The sequence below is a fragment of the Marinithermofilum abyssi genome (assembly GCF_014641195.1).
In the GTDB taxonomy this organism is placed as follows: Bacteria; Bacillota; Bacilli; order Thermoactinomycetales; family DSM-45169; genus Marinithermofilum; species Marinithermofilum abyssi.
This window is the reverse complement of the sequence record NZ_BMHQ01000025.1, coordinates 1-14,946: the sequence shown is the minus strand read 5'-3', so window position 1 is coordinate 14,946 and position 14,946 is coordinate 1. Positions and strand designations below refer to the sequence as shown.

Here is a 14,946-nt window from a genome sequence, read left to right as displayed (position 1 = left end):
GGGTATTGTTTACCTATCTATGCGACCGTTTAGCCGAGAAGCAAGCGGGAATCCAAACGGTTCAAGCCCCTTGGAATCGTTAAGTCTTCTCCCAGTCTTTTCTTGTTTTGATTTATGCAACAAGCTCTAAAGTGAGATACTTATTTTTGTACTTAGGTATCTCTGTCCATGTCAAATGACAACAGAGAAGCATAATAAAAATATAGCTCTGATCCGAAAGGGGGAGAGGTTAATGAGTGGCTACGGTTACGGTTACGGATTCGGTTTGCGCCGACTGCTTCTCTTTCTGTTGGTAATCGCCACCATTTTCGCCCTGGTTGGCGTCTTTCATGGGTACTAATTTCTCGAAAGTGCCCTGTTGAAAAAAGTGAATACCACTGGTGTGAATTCCCCCTTTTTCTCAAAAAAGCCGATCTTTTTACGGCTTTTTTCTTTTTGTTACTTTAATTTAGTGACCCCTTCCAGAATATTTTTGCCTACTTGGGGATTGGATTGGATTAAATCAGCAAACGCACGCAATTCATTAGGATCAACATCCGCTCCGGTTACACGCATCAAGTACCGTATCATTCTATTCATTCCGCCCTTATGATAAGCTTGCTTGGCTCCTTTTTGAATTTTCTTTAGTTGGGCTTCGGTCAACACTTTTTGTCCTAGCAGTGAATTAATCATACGCGTCATTTCTTTGGTTGAAAGGGTATTGCCCACTTAACACCCTCCTTTCTTCGAAACTCATATGTTAATAACATATGAACATAAAAGGAAGGACGTACGGGCTTTCATTTATCTTTATATGGATATGGCCTTGGTTTACGTCACCTGTTGATTTTCCTGTATCGGTTACAAGTGTAGATTACGTTTTTTCGTTTACTACTTGTCGGAAATTCAATCCATCTTTTTGAATGTAATTTCTCTTATCAGAAAAAGAACGGTCGGATAAAGACAATCGAAAAGAAGGGGATAAAAAACGGAAAGAAAAACAAAACGTTTTGGAGTTGAGGTTTTGGCTGTCCGTTTCCTACTGCGGGTTGAATCTGCCCTTTTTTATGACCCTTGGCTTCATAGGGTACCCCTCATTCAGTGGACCAAACATAATCCCATCCGGACCAACTTCCTGAATAACACCGGGAAGGATTCGTCCGTCCCGAAAGTGTATTTGCACCGGTTGCCCAATATTCTGCTGACACATACCAGGAATGTTCTGGTTCATTCGTTCTTCACCCTTCTCCTGCATTTTTATGTCTCTTTAAGCTATGTTGAGAACTTGGTAGAAGGAAAGGTATTCAACCATTCTTTAATTAAATAGATCCCTGTCTAAGAGATCTAATACAGATATATAAATATACCTATCTTTTACTTATATAGTTACATAGCCGTTTCTATCTACAAGCGTTATACATAAGGTATTAAGTGATTGGAAAGGAGGTAACCAGATGTTTGGAACTTCCGGCGGATACAGTGGATACAGTGGTGGCTTTGGTTTGCGTCGCCTGTTGATTTTCCTGTTGGTGATCGCGACGATTTTCGCTCTGGTCAGTTTTGGCGGTTATTAAAAAGAATAGATTCCTCATGGAACCCCACCTGAAGGGGTTCCTTTCTATTGTGCCACAGTGCCAGTACCCAATCATGATCAGCGTGTGCTTCAATACCAGGGGTAACGATAGCCGTATCCATCATTTCCAAGGCGTACTTTATTCCTTCTAATGGAGAGAGAAGTTGGGTGCCATAGTGTGTGTTCAATACGTAGGTGCTGGCCACTTCGGAATCCCAATTGATGAACCTTCCTAAGATCCCGTTGGAGAAATGGGTCGATTGGTTGGTAGCTTGGCTTCAGGATAATCTGGCCCCCTTCTTCGGTTTCATTACATCGATAATCGAACCTCTAGTTACCTTTTTCGAGTCGGTGCTCACCTCTCTCCCGACCATGGTGACCGCACTGGTACTTGCGATCCTGGCGCTGTTGGCCAGCCGTTGGTCAATCGCCGCCTTTACTTCCGTCGGATTACTCCTGATTGATAACCTAGGCTACTGGAACGAGAGCGCGGAGACCATCTCCCTTGTGCTGTTTCCGGCGCTTTCCCTTCCTCAATCATCAGCAGGGTTTTACTTTTTATGGAATCTACTTTGCCCCTGGTGACAGATTCGCAAAAAAAAAACCCCTCAAGAGGGAGGAGAGATAGTAAGTAGAATCTTCACGGCGGAGGCAACCACGGCGACACGGCAAATAGCATCCCATAAGCGGAGCTACGGTTATTTTATTCTTAGATAAATTAAAGGTGCAGTGTTTTTCAATCCTAAAACAAGCTATGAATAGGACGGTTTTTTGGAATGTAAGGTGACAAGATCGCAATTTTTGTATTGCCACTATAGCGAGTCAGTTACATATACTGGAAATAATTTTGCACCCGAAACCCACCCCCATTACATACAGGGTGCTGGTTTTTTTGCGGCCTGCCGGTGACGAGGATGAGTGCCCCACGAAGAGCCGCCATCAACTTACACCTCCGACGCTCGAGACCGGACGCACGGGCGATGCCGAGCGCCTGTGCGGCGTCATGATATAGTTCTCGGGATCGAATCGACGTGTACGCAGCCGGAACTTCCACGTGAAGTCGGTCCACAGGGTCGTGTTGCGTCCGTGCGCATCGAGGTACCAGCTCGAGCAACCGCCCGCATTCCATACCGTGCGCCCCATACGCGATTGGATATAGTCGTTGTATGCCTCGAACGGCTCGCGCCGGACCTCGATGCTGCCTGTGTCCGCTCTCTTCATCGTGCGCAGTGCATCAAGGATGTAGTTGATCTGCGATTCGATCATAAAGACGAGCGACGTATGCCCGATCCCGGTGTTCGGTCCGCTCATGATGAAGAAGTTCGCGAACCCGGGCACCGTGGTGCCGAGGTACGCGCGTAAGCCGTCGGCTGCCCACGCTTTGGCCAACGTTAGGCCGTTGCGTGTACGGATGCGCTCGAAGATCGGATTGTCTGTGACACGGAATCCGGTTGCCGAAGATGATGGTGTCGACGGTGTGCTCGCGTCCGTCGGTCGTGACGATCGAGCGTTCACGGATCTCGGCGATCCCGGCTGTTTCCACCTCGACATTGCGCTGCACGAGAGCCGGATAGTAGTCGTCCGAGAGCAGCAGACGCTTACAGCCGGATGAATATTTCGGCATGAGCTTGGCACGCAGGACGGGATCCTTCACGTGCTTGCGAAGATTCCGTACAGGGTACCGGTTTTTTTTGCGGCCGTCGATCGCCTTAACGTACAATTTTCTTTTTTCGGTACGGTGACCCCTATAACTTTACCGAATATGCATTCTTAAAGAAATTACATTGAAATAAAGGAAGAGGAACTAGCCGCCTGTGGGAGTATGTATGAAACTAAGCTGCTTTTTTATTGTCCCCTTTACCATCCCCGTTTTCTCTACAGGTTCCCGTATTTCGTGAGAGTCCGATACCAGTTCTTTTATCACAATGGATCAGAATTAAGAAAAAGCGCCAAATATACGGCCCATAGAGGCTTCAATCCATATAAAAATGACCCGCTTGGTTAAAAAACCTTAGCGGGTCATTTCCCTTCATCTTTCATACGTCTTTGTAACACCTTTAATGTCTCGTACTGATTTAATTTACGGTAAAGCGTTGTACGACTAATTCCCAGTATTCGTGCGGATTCAGCAATATTACCTTTCGTATTTTTCAATACCTCTTTAATCGTTTTTTCTTCTTGATCCTCTAACAGAGATCCCTTATCATCGTACAATCGAGTATATATCTCTCCGGACTGCCGCAAAAAAGGAAGATCAATATCGTTTGCAGTGATTACCCAGGATTCACGTAAAATATAGGCGTTATAACAGGATTGCCGTACCACCTGCTTAAGTTCCCGAACATTCCCTGGCCAGTGGTACGTTTTTAATTTTTTTAACCCCGAATTGTCTAGGTAAAGCTTGTCCACTCCTAATTCATTAGCAGTCTTTTCGATAAAAAAATTAATTAACTGCTGTATGTCTTCTCTTTTTCGCAAAGGGGGAATGTGCAACTCAAACTCACATAATCGATAAAACAGGTCTGCCCTGAAGGTTCCTTTTTGAATCTCCGACGGGAGGTTCCGATTTGTTGCGGCAACGATTCGTACATCCACTGGACGAGGTCGATGGCCTCCAATTCGAGTAACGTGCTTTTCCTCCAAAACCCTTAGTAACACCACTTGGGAAGCTAAAGGAAGCTCCCCGATTTCATCAAGAAAAAGTGTTCCTCCATCTGCCGCTTCAAACTTCCCCTTTTTTCCTTCCTTGTTTGCTCCTGTAAATGCGCCTTTTTCATATCCGAACAACTCAGACTCAATCAGTTGCTCCGGTAGAGCCCCGCAATTGACGACCAAAAAAGGTCCGTTCCTCCCGCTAGCTTCATGAACGGTTTGAGCAACCCATTCCTTTCCCGATCCGGTTTCTCCTTGGATTAAGACGGTGGCTTTAGTTGGGGCAATCGCTTTAGCAGCGCTTATTACTTTTTTCATCTTCGGACATTCATTGACTAGTTGACTACGTTTTACTTGCGTATTTTTTTTTGGTATGGGTTTTACAATCCCGCGGTATACTCTTTTTCGATTGTCTAAAACGGAATGAACTACCCATTTTGTTTGTTCTTCACTATCTTCTGACTGTAGGGACAATACTTTGGTGCTTTGACTGTTGGATGACAATATTTCATCGGTTTCTTCTCTAAACCAGTTGGACAGCGGCTTTCCTATGCAGTCACTAATCGAACGCCCTAAAATTTGTGCTGCCTGTTGATTTAACCGCGTAATGATACCGCTTTCATTTACTGACAACAAAGGCTGATGATGTTCGTCCATTAATATATCATTTTCATTTAAAGCTAAGATTAGCTCATTTTTTGTCTGTTGAAGTAGCAGTCTTGCTTGACATGCCTGTGCTGCAGCAACCACCATTCCCATGGTGTGAGGATGATGATATTGTGCATCTCCACTCACATCCAAAATACAAAGCAACTCGCCTGTCGGGGAATATAAGGGGGCCGCGTAACAGGTTAAAAAGTGATTTTCTTTACAAAAATGTTCTTCCCCCACAACACTGATTGGTTTTTTTTCGTAAAGAGCTGTTCCAATGGCGTTGGTTCCTTTGACCCTTTCATTCCAATTTGCCCCTGTATCCAGCCGGACGTTTTTGGCTCGTTCTGAAAAAGGAGGTTCCCCCCATGTGTTGACAATATAACCATCGGGATCGGAGACGATCACCATAAAATTCGATTTTTTGAGTTGCAACAAAAGCTGCTCAAGAATATCATTAGTGGCTTTAAAAAATTCCTTCAATTCATCTCGACGATCTAGTAACTCCCCTCCTTTAAGAATCTCATTTACAGTACGATGCTGATCCACTCCAAGCTTCAAGCTTCGTTTCCAAGATTGGTCTATCAAGTTACGACGGGGAAGCATAGAAAACCCTCCTTTTTTGGCCCACATTCCTAATATTATAAATTATCCTAAGTGTACAAAATTGAAACATGTTTTGTTAAGTGAACATCACTTTTAACTATTTATCGATATAGTCGAAAGGGTGGCATAGTTTTTGCAATATTTTGTGGCGATTCTTACTATAAGGAGGAAGTGTTTATGGGAAAAAAAATGCTGGCTGCCGTAGTTCACGATTTTTCAAAACCTTTAAGTGTAGAGGAGGTGGTCATTCCGGACCCTCTTGTTAACCAGGCCCGTGTAAAGATCGAAACATCTGGCTTATGTCACACAGATATTCACGCTGCCCATGGAGATTGGCCTGTTAAACCTAAGCTTCCCTTTATTCCTGGGCATGAAGGGGTTGGCATCGTCGAGAGCGTTGGTAAAGGAGTCAAAACTGTCAAAGAAGGGGATCGGGTGGCAATTCCTTGGCTGGGCTATGCATGTGGCCACTGCGAGTATTGTGCTTCTGGGTGGGAAACCTTGTGTGAAAATCAATTAAATACTGGTTATGCTATTGATGGTGGTTTTGCTGAATATGCCAACGCTTATGCCGATTATGTGGCAAAAGTTCCAAAAGGTGTCGATCCGATGGATGCCGCGCCTCTTACCTGTGCGGGGGTTACCACTTATAAAGCGGTAAAGGTGTCCGGGGCGCGTCCTTCGGACTTAGTAGCTATCTTTGGAATCGGAGGGTTAGGTCATCTAGCTTTGCAATATGCTAAAATCGCAGGAGCTGCCGTTGTTGCAGTTGATTTGTTTGAAGAAAAACTGAGCTTAGCGAAAGAGCTTGGTGCGGACTATACAGTAAATGCTCGAACCCAAGATCCTGTAGAGGAAATCAAAAAGCTTGGTGGAGCCGATCAAGCTATCTGTGTGGCAGTGGCACCAAAAGCGTTTGAACAAGCCTATCATTCACTCCGACGGGGAGGGAAAATTGTCTTTGTAGCTCTACCCAAAGACAACGACGTAAAATTGCCTATATTCGAAACTGTTCTTAATGGGATTTCAGTTATAGGATCCATTGTTGGGACAAGGGTGGATCTCAAAGAAGTATTTGAACTTCACGCGGATGGAAAAACACGAGTAATCCACGAGAAACGGCATCTACATGATGTTAATGAGGCATTTAAGGAAGTAGAAGAAGGAAAAGCAAAAGCAAGACTTGTATTTGAGTTGTAACACTGATGGCAATCTGTCTTCCCAAGGTATTACCTTTACACATGCATTCCCCGGGACTAATTGAAGAGGCACTGTCAATTTCAGTGACAGTGCCTTTAGGAATTACTCATTTTTTAACCCCGACAAAAAAGCCTCCCCTTTTTAATGCAGTATGAATTTCCTGCTCCGTCGGTCGTTTTTGTTCATTCTTTTGTTTTTTCTGTCCTTCAGATTCTCGTTTCATTTTATCCCTCCTACCTTAATCTTTTCCAGGTTAGATAAATCCTAATAATATATGCAGTCGGTTGCTGGTGATCGAGGCGTTCTGTATCCAAAAAATTTCCTTAATACGGAAAATAGAAGGGGAGAGAGAGGGGAAGCCCTTCAAGGGGTCGCGCCAGCATTTTATAAAAACTGTACGCTAAGCATTCCTATAACAAAAAAACTGGCACTTTGAAAAAGAAAAGTACCTCCTGTTAGCATACGGGGTGTCAAGGCCTTGACCCCGAAATAACAAGGAGGTACTCACATGAAGTATAAGCAAAATCGGAAACTGGAGCAAATCACGGAATCGATCATCGGTGCGGACATCGCCAAGAAAGTTCATGTGGCCCGAGCACAAGACTTTCGTGGAATAGAATATGGTTCACGCCTAACGTTTGAGAATACACATGCGGGGTTCAGCCAACTGATTCGATGGATTCGAACCCTTCAAAAGGAACATGGAAAAACAAACGTCCTGTTTGGAGTGGAACCCACCGGCCACTACTGGCTTCCGTTGGCTCAATTTCTGAGGAAACAAGGGATCCAAGTGGTACTGGTTAACCCTTTGCACGTTAAAAAAAGCAAGGAACTCGATGACAACTCCCCAACCAAGAATGACGTCAAAGATGCCAAAGTGATCGCTCAGTTGGTCAAGGACGCCGGTATTCGGAGTCCAACGTATTGACCGGGGTTTACGCGGACCTTCGAGTGGCCATGATCCAACGGGATCGGCTCACTGAAAATCTTAAGCGGATCAAGAACCGGATGCACCATTGGTTTGACCGGTACTTTCCGGAATACTCGACCGTGTTTAAGCATTGGGAAGGAAAGGCTTCCTGTACACTCTAAAGCATTTTCCACTTCCTCAGGACATCTTGGAACGGGGAGCAGAAGCGATCACAGCCGAGTGGAAAACCGTCGTTCAGCGAGCTGTGGGTAAAAAACGCGCGGAATGGTTGGTACAAACCGCCCAGAATTCCATTGGCTTAACCGAGGGTCTGACGATGGCCCGGATGGAGCTTCAGATGCTGTTGGAACAATATGAGCTTTTAATGGATCGGCTCTCTACTCAAATCCAAGAGCTGCTTCAGTCTATCCCCGGTACCAGGGAAATGTTGAGTATTCCCTTGGTCGGATGGGCGACCGTAGCCGGATTTCTGTCGGAGGTCGGCCCCTTGAAGCTTATGACCATCCTCAACAGTTGATTCGCTTGGCAGGATTGAACCTCAAAGAAAATAGTTCCGGACAGCACAAGGGACGGGCTTCCATCACCAAAAGGGGACGTCCTCGTTTGCGATCGTTAATGTTTAAAGCCATTCTTCCGCTGACGGCCCACAATCCGGAATTTCGGGCACTCCACCGGTATCTGACGACCCGGCCGGAAAACCCGCTGAAGAAGATGCAATCCCTGATTGCTCTGTGTTGTAAGTTGGTTCGAGTGTTGTTTACTTTAGGGAAAAAGCAGAGAACCTATGATGCCCACAGAATGTTAGGAGACATTCGTCGTTCACAGTTACAAACCGCTGCTTAAGCTATTTTGATCGTTCCGTTTTTTATGGACAAACGAAGCGCGAGAGCCGGGACGAATTCGGTCATACGGGCACGACCCTGTCGCTAAGTATCCCCCTGGCCTCCACCCCTTGACAGGTTGAACGAAGGAATGTAAGGGCGAAGACCCCGTGAGACATGGGAGGGCATACCGCAAGGGTATTGTGGAGATTCGATGCGCGACCATATTGTGGGAATTGGAGGGTGGTCTTTATTTTCATGGTTAGCCACCATCCAAATTTACTCTTTCCTTCAATATTCAACCGCCGAGGGAGTTCGTTTGTTCCTCAAAAAACGGAGATTCGAAGAGAATATGTGAGATTCCTCTTATTTTCTTGAGGGAGGGAGGGATTCTGCGATGAGTTTCTCCTTAACGTACAGAATCTACAAATTGCTGAAGGTACCCAACTACGAAAAAACCGCCTTTTACAGGCGGTTTTTATGCTTCACATATAGGACTTGGACCTGGATGCAACTCGGACTAACCCCTAAATAACCTAAAACAGCCCGTGCTATTTACACGGGCTGGGAAACGGGGTAAGCATACGAGGAGGTGATTAATGAAAATGTAAGGTCTTGTGGCCTTGGTTCATCTTTATCGTACAAAACACTAGCCCCTCAAACAATCAACCAATGGATCAAATTTATTTTTCCTACTTACGTATGTCCGGCTGTCGGAAGGAGAGACGGTACACCCTGTAATGTTTGTATCGCCACTATACCGAGTGAGTTACATATACTGGAAACCATTTTGCCCCTGGTGACAGCTTCAGTGCGCCCATGAGGTCTGGATGTCTCTACTGCTGAATGGCAGTCTCACTGGAGTAACGTGAGTAAAGCAGCGTCTTACCTCCACCCGAAAGGGTTGGGGGGACAGCAGCATGACGCGAAAAGGCTTGTGACTCTGAGTACCACGGAGAAGATGCAAGTCAGCTAGGCTGCATACGGTGAAAGNGTGCAGAGCGAGACACCCAGGCTACTTGGGGATGACCTACGTCCCGCAAGGGATATGGTCACGGAGCGGCCATAGTACCCAAACACCTGCCCTAACAGGTATGACACGGGGAAGGGCCGCAGGGAACAGCTTCTACGAGGAAGGGGGTAACCCGGATGGGGTCAACCAGCCCTCAAACGACTGGAAGTGCTACAACGGTTAATAACCGATGTAGGTTCCTGGAGAGCTGTATGCGGTGAAAGCTGCACGTACGGTTCGGGAAGGGGGGGTTGAAGCGTCTCAGACGCTTGGCCCCATACTTCACCTGGTATACCAACATGGCTTTTATCAGAAAAAAAACCTGCTTTAGGCAGGTTTGAAAGACCGGTTGCTATCATTCTTATACAAAGTTTTTGGTGGGTATGCTATTTTTGAGGCGTTTTACAAGGCAGCTCTTAAATAACTTAAAACAGCCCGTGTAAATAACACGGGCTGGGAAATGGGGTAAGCATACAAGAGGTGTAAGTAAGGATACAGAACATCTTTTGGCCTTGATCTGTTGTTATCGTACAAAACACTAGCCCCTCAAACAATCAACCAATGGATCAAATTTATTTTTCCTACCTTCGTATGTCCGGCTGTCGGAAGGAGGAGCGGTACACCTGTAATGAAATATGCAGTTTTAAATGGAATAAATAGTAAAGTCCTCAAGGGTTTTTGGATGTCCGATAACATATATTAGAGGCATTCAACCAAGGATTTCGATAATAAAAGAATTCTGGCAAAGAGGAATAAACAAAAGAAAAAACGGCAGAAGAGAAAGTAAGATACCAGTACAAAGGTGTAGATCCCCCGCCCGAAAGAATAGCCAAAAAAAAAAACCGCCGAAGCGGGCGCGGTATTCCGTGTTTTCTATCACTATGAGACGTTTCTGATCGTAATAACCAAAAAGATAAGATATCATATAGTTGGAAAAACCAAGTGTTCCGCTTACCGTACAAGAACAAGGAACGGATTGAAACCCGGTCGTCTCGCAGGCGGCCGGGTTTCTCGTGTTGGGGTCACCGGACCGGATTGCGGAGTTTTTGCATTGCAGTGGGAGTTATTTAACACCACCACCCGTATATCCCTTGCCATATCCCCATCCATCTACGAGCGCAAAAATGGTGGCAATGACGAGCAGAAACAGAAGTAACCGTCTCAGGCCAAAACCATAACCATAACCACTCATGTCGGCAACCCCCTTTCTTGGTCCTTTCCCCAGTAAATTATGGGGATAAGGCGTAGTGAGTACCCGCTTGGATGGGAAAGAGGCTTTTGCACCAGTCACTCTGCGGATAAACGGACATACAATACCGTGGCTGAAAAATTATAGCGAGGTGATTATAAATGGAACATGGACCTGTAATGCCCTCTCAGGGGGAGGAACAGCACAGCCTGAACGCATGGCAAGAAAACAATGTTTCAATGGAACACCGACCGAAGATGCCATATCCGCCCATACATTATCCGAAGATGATGCCTTACCCGAAGCATAGACACTGCTGTATGGTGGATTCCCACACACTGCACAAAGCCTATCGTCGAAGCAAAAGAACCACCAGAACACTGAAAAAATTGTTGCGGCAATGCCATTGTGGCTGCTTCATCATGAATCCTCCCGATCGAGATGGGAAAGTTCCTCCTCTGGCAGTGTATATGGCACGGAGGAACAAGACTCATAACAAAAGTGGACGTCCCTTGGGCGTCCTTTTTACATAAAAACCCTCACCCTGTATGCCCAACAAGGTGAGGGAACGAGGTGAATATGGAACCGGCCCTGTGACAACGTTATGCTTGTCAGTGATCACTTGACACGAGGCAACACAAGGTCGCAATTATATCCCCTTCACAAGCGAAACAGACTGTATATTGTATTCACTCCGGAAAAGGGTATGAGGACGCAAAATTCCCCGTGTAAGCCACAGGGAATTTTGCGCATATGGAAATGCGAAGGGGACCAAGGAATAATTGCCTCCCTAAATAGTCTTTCTTTCCTATTCAGACTCGTATTCATCGTAGAAGCTCCTAGCGTAGGGTAAGCCTTAAACTTGCTACAGACCCCGCAGATGATTTTTTAGCTTCCAGTGATTATTCCCCCGTTAGGATGGATAACCTGGCCGGTCATGTAACGGGAGTCATCGGAAGCGAGGTAGACGAAAGAGGGTGCGATCTCAAAGGGTTGGCCTGCCCGTTTCATCGGTACATTCGTGCCGAAGACACTTACTTCTTCTGGTGTGAAGGTGGAGACGGTGAGCGGCGTCCACATCGGACCGGGGGCGACAGCGTTAACCCTGATCCCCTTTTCAACTAAGGAAAGGGCGAGGGAGCGGGTGAATGTGACGATCGCCCCTTTGGTCGAAGAGTAGTCGATCATATTTTTACTTCCCTCGTAAGCGGTTACTGAAGTGGTGTTGATGATGGCGCTCCCAGGTTTCATATGTGGAAGTGCCGCTTTGGTCAGATAGAAGAAAGAGTAGATATTGGTACGGAAAGTAAGGTCCAGCTGATCCGCCGTGATGTCCAGGATGGACTTTTGGGCAATCTGGACTGCGTGATTGTTGATGAGGATGTCGATCTTACCATAGGTGTGCAAAGTCTGCTGAACGATTTTAGCGGAGTGCGCCTCTTGTTTTAGGTCACCAGGGATCAATAGGCAACGCCTTCCCAGCTGAAGGATGCGTGCTTGAGTTTCCTTTGCGTCCCGATGTTCAACGAGATAGGAAAGGACGAGATCCGCCCCCTCCTTAGCGAAGGCATAAGCCACTGCCCGGCCAATGCCACTGTCCCCACCGGTGATAACCGCCGTACGGCCGTGAAGCTTACCACTGCCCCTGTAGGTGGGGTTTTCGCTAATAGGCCGGGGGTGCATCAGATATTCTAGACCAGGCTGCCGGTCCTGGCTTTGGGGCGGAAAGGCCACCGGACGTTCTATGCACTCCGTCTTATGACCGTAATAGGGGTAAACTGGATAATAATCAGAGCTCATGATGAACCTCCCTGAAAATGAACTAGGCATTTTACCCTATTCTGAATAGGTGCAATAGGAATGGGCGTTATGACCGGTTGCTATCATTCTTATACAAAGTTTTTGGTGGCTATGCTATTTTTTGAGGTGTTTAATAACTAAAAACAGCCCGTGCCATGTACACGGGCTGGGAAACGGGGTAAGCATACAAGGAGGTAAGTAAAGATACAGGAACATCTTATCGCCTATCTGTTGTTATCGTACAAAACACTAGCCATTTAAACAATCAACCAATGGATCAAATTTCTTTTTCCTACTCTCTCTCTCTCGTATTTCAGGCTCTCGAAAAGCCATCCTTTTGAGTACGGCCTTTTCTTTCCTCTCGAAAATAATTGATATAGTGACACCTCCTCTCTAATAACTTCCAAGCAGCCAAAGGCTGTTATTTCTGCGCAAAAAAAGGCCCTCTTAATGAGGGCGATAGGTCAAGTAAGAGGTAATGATATGGATTCTCCTCTAATTTACAAGGGTGAGCTCGCTTGTACAATCCAACAAAAGTGGCGATTTTCATCCATTCCCATGGACTATTTACGGTGAGCCAATGGGTAAGAAGTATAACTTAGCTACCTCCCCAACGTAAAAATGCCGCGATCAAATTTGAGTCTCCATATGGAGATACTTCACCTCGAAAACGCCCTATAGGTAGCCAAGTACGTACTTTATGATCCGGAAAACCCAGACCAAATTATGTCTAAGCGTACAGTTTACTACGGTGACCCCCATCATATCCGGCACAATATTAAAAATACCCCGTTTGGGTATATAATCAAATTATCAATTGGGATAGAACCATATCAACTTTTTTAGGGAATACAAGTTTCCTCTGAACCGAGTTCCCGTCTGCACAACCATGAATTACGGGATGGGAATGATTTTAAATATAGAAAGAGAGGCGATTAAGATGAGAAAATGGACACTGACCGCTGTGAGTATCGTACTGGTATTCGTGCTGACTTTGGTTGGGTGTGCTTCTGGCCAAGACAAGAGCGAGCAGCATATGGATCACGAAAACATGAATCATGGCGAGATGGAAAAAGCGGACGGCGGGCATCAAGGACATGAAAAAGGAGGTAAAGACAGTGAAGTAACGCCGGCGGTTTCGTTGAGCAAGCAGCAATCCAAGCAGGAATTGATCGTAAGCTTAAAGGATCGCGAAGGAAACCCGGTAGACAAAAAAGATCTGACCGTGAATCACGAGCGGTTGATGCACCTGATAGTGGTCAGTCGGGATCAACAAACGTATCAGCATCTCCATCCAAAACCAAAAGGACAAGGAACGTTTACGGCTATCACTACCTTACCCCGCGATTCCTACAAAGCTTTTGTGGACATCAAGCCTAAGTCACTCTCATATCAAGTGAGTCCGATCCCATTTCAGGTCGGCGACAAAAAGGAGCAGCCTCCGGCTCAGCTTCAACCGGATGGGTTTACCCAGACCATTCATGGGACAACCGTTTCCATGAAACCGACTACTTTTAAAGCGAACCAACCGATTACCCTTGACTTTCGTTTGAAGGGAGGAAAGCCCCAGCCGTATCTGGGGGCGCTGGGCCATGTGGTTATTCTGGATGAAAAGGCAGAGAACTTTGTCCACGTGCATCCCGAATCCGATACAGACACTCGGTTCGCCACGGAGTTCAAAAAACCGGGCATCTATAAGATCTGGGCGGAGTTCAAGATCAACAATAAGGTGAATGTATTCCCCTTTGTGGTCAACGTCCAGTAAGGGTATAGAACGAAAGGGGCGAAGAGGTTGTCATTTTTAAAAGATTTCTCTTTGCAGTTCCGACAACCAAGAGGTTTCTGGGGTAGAGTGGCGGGGAAGCTGATGGCCATGACCACGGGCGAACGGAATGAATGGACACTGTCCCACCTGGACATTCAACTTGGCGACCGGGTGCTGGAAGTCGGTTATGGACCCGGGGTAGGAATCGAAAAAGCGGTCTTGTTGATCCGGGAAGGGGAGGTAGTCGGTATCGATCCTTCGGAAACCATGCTGAGGCAGGCCGAAAAGCGCAACTGGCAGGCCGTTCAGGAAGGGAAAGTTCATTTGCTATCCGGCAAGGTTGAAGAATGGCCGGGTCTTAAAGTCCCCTTTGACAAGATCTTTTCCGTCAACTCGGCCCCATTCTGGTCAGACCGCCCGCGTGTATTGAAAAAGATGCAACGGTGGCTACGGCCCGAGGGCATGGTTGCTACAACGTACCAGCAGATCGGAAAGAATACCCAGGATCCGTCTGCTTTCGCTGACCGGCTGAGCGGAGAGCTCCGGCAGGCCGGATTTGTCCAAATCAGTCGTGAATACCGCCAGTTCAAAGGCGGGATTGCGGTTTGCGTGATCGCCCGGAAACCAATCAACGGCTAACGTATCTCGGAGTAGTGCGACGTGAAAGTCGCTTGGGTAATTGCTTCGCAATACGATGAAGCCTGTTGTTCCACCAGCAGTATCCTAGGCAGATCGGCGATGAGGTAACGAACCGTCGAGAGCCTGCC

9 protein-coding genes and 1 pseudogene are annotated in these 14,946 nt (G+C 46.4%); 5 read left to right on the top strand and 5 right to left on the bottom strand.

The window, feature by feature from the left end:
* Positions 1 to 438: 438 nt before the first annotated feature.
* The gene (locus IEW70_RS17365) at positions 439 to 708 is read right to left on the bottom strand and encodes a hypothetical protein (RefSeq protein ID WP_188649169.1); all 270 of its coding nucleotides are present in this window, start codon (positions 706 to 708) and stop codon (positions 439 to 441) included.
* Positions 709 to 1,774: 1,066 nt separating this feature from the next.
* Here IEW70_RS17365 and IEW70_RS17360 point away from each other — a divergent pair.
* Complete coding sequence (locus IEW70_RS17360; RefSeq protein ID WP_188649168.1) at positions 1,775 to 2,137, top strand: ABC transporter permease; 363 nt, start codon at positions 1,775 to 1,777, stop codon at positions 2,135 to 2,137.
* Between the two features lie 354 nt (positions 2,138 to 2,491).
* Here IEW70_RS17360 and IEW70_RS17355 read toward each other — a convergent pair whose 3' ends face one another.
* Together IEW70_RS17355 and IEW70_RS17350 are read right to left on the bottom strand one after the other, a co-directional pair.
* Entirely contained in the window at positions 2,492 to 2,941 is a 450-nt protein-coding gene (locus IEW70_RS17355) for a hypothetical protein (RefSeq protein ID WP_188649167.1), read from the bottom strand.
* 630 nt (positions 2,942 to 3,571) lie between these two features.
* A complete protein-coding gene (locus tag IEW70_RS17350; protein WP_188649166.1) occupies positions 3,572 to 5,461 on the bottom strand; it encodes a sigma-54-dependent Fis family transcriptional regulator in 1,890 nt (629 codons plus the stop codon).
* Between the two features lie 189 nt (positions 5,462 to 5,650).
* Here IEW70_RS17350 and adhP point away from each other — a divergent pair, with 189 nt between their 5' ends.
* Complete coding sequence (gene adhP, locus IEW70_RS17345) at positions 5,651 to 6,661, top strand: alcohol dehydrogenase AdhP (RefSeq protein ID WP_188649170.1); 1,011 nt, start codon at positions 5,651 to 5,653, stop codon at positions 6,659 to 6,661.
* 508 nt (positions 6,662 to 7,169) lie between these two features.
* Positions 7,170 to 8,435, top strand: a pseudogene (locus IEW70_RS17340) (IS110 family RNA-guided transposase).
* A 2,053-nt stretch (positions 8,436 to 10,488) separates the two neighbouring features.
* On the opposite strand, the gene IEW70_RS18245 reads toward IEW70_RS17340, so the two are convergent.
* Together IEW70_RS18245 and IEW70_RS17335 are read right to left on the bottom strand one after the other, a co-directional pair.
* The gene (locus IEW70_RS18245; RefSeq protein WP_268234917.1) at positions 10,489 to 10,617 is read right to left on the bottom strand and encodes a hypothetical protein; all 129 of its coding nucleotides are present in this window, start codon (positions 10,615 to 10,617) and stop codon (positions 10,489 to 10,491) included.
* An 885-nt stretch (positions 10,618 to 11,502) separates the two neighbouring features.
* Positions 11,503 to 12,414: an SDR family oxidoreductase gene (locus tag IEW70_RS17335; RefSeq protein ID WP_188649165.1), complete on the bottom strand. Its 912-nt coding sequence runs from the start codon at positions 12,412 to 12,414 to the stop codon at positions 11,503 to 11,505.
* 940 nt (positions 12,415 to 13,354) lie between these two features.
* Between IEW70_RS17335 and IEW70_RS17330 the strand changes: the two genes are divergently transcribed.
* On the top strand, positions 13,355 to 14,179 hold the full coding sequence (locus tag IEW70_RS17330) for a DUF8832 domain-containing protein (RefSeq protein WP_188649164.1): 825 nt from the start codon (positions 13,355 to 13,357) through the stop codon (positions 14,177 to 14,179).
* Positions 14,180 to 14,281: 102 nt separating this feature from the next.
* Positions 14,282 to 14,818, top strand: a complete 537-nt coding sequence (locus IEW70_RS17325; protein WP_188649163.1) for a class I SAM-dependent methyltransferase — start codon at positions 14,282 to 14,284, stop codon at positions 14,816 to 14,818.
* The last annotated feature ends 128 nt before the right edge of the window (positions 14,819 to 14,946 follow it).